Origin of the sequence: Empedobacter sp. 225-1 (genome assembly GCF_030328185.1) — a bacterium.
In the GTDB taxonomy this organism is placed as follows: Bacteria; Bacteroidota; Bacteroidia; order Flavobacteriales; family Weeksellaceae; genus Empedobacter; species Empedobacter stercoris.
In genome coordinates, this window is record NZ_JACALO010000095.1 from 1 (window position 1) to 583 (window position 583).

1 protein-coding gene is annotated in these 583 nt (G+C 32.1%); it reads right to left on the reverse strand.

Annotation, left to right across the window (positions count from 1 at the left end; translation table 11 throughout):
• Positions 1–72: 72 nt before the first annotated feature.
• Positions 73–486, reverse strand: coding sequence for a CBS domain-containing protein (locus HX088_RS13875; RefSeq protein WP_260541798.1), 414 nt, complete (start codon positions 484–486; stop codon positions 73–75).
• Positions 487–583 lie beyond the last annotated feature (97 nt).

The window sequence follows — 583 nt, forward strand, 5'->3', positions numbered from 1 at the left end:
ACGAATATATGTACTGTTTAAAATAAAATTTTATTGGTCTAATCCTGTATCATTTTTTCAGGACGTTACATTTTAATATTGCTCTAAAAGATATTTAACCAAATCTGTAGAAGTCACAATCCCAACAACCTCGTTATTATCTACAACTGGCAAAGAGTGAAAACTTTGTTGTGATAAAATCTCTGCAACATCCTTAATGTTTGTTTCAGAAGAAACAGTTACAGGCTCTTTTACCATCACATCTTTCAGTTCGTATGTATCATACAAAGCATTCAATGCATTCGTATCAACATCACCCACTCCATATCCTAATCTCGAAACATCATTTTTACTTACAACTCCTACCAACTTAGTTCCTTCAGTTACAGGAATATGTCGAATATTATACTCCTTGAACAATTCATTCACTACGCTTAATTTCTTATTTGCTGGAACTGCAATTAAAACTTTTGCCATAATCTGATTTACTGGTACTCTTTGTTTCATTTTCTTAATTATTTAAATTGATTTCTAAGTTCAACAAATAAGTGCAACTCAAATTAAATCATTGGGGGCTAGCCCCCAATGATTAGCCAAGTGCTAA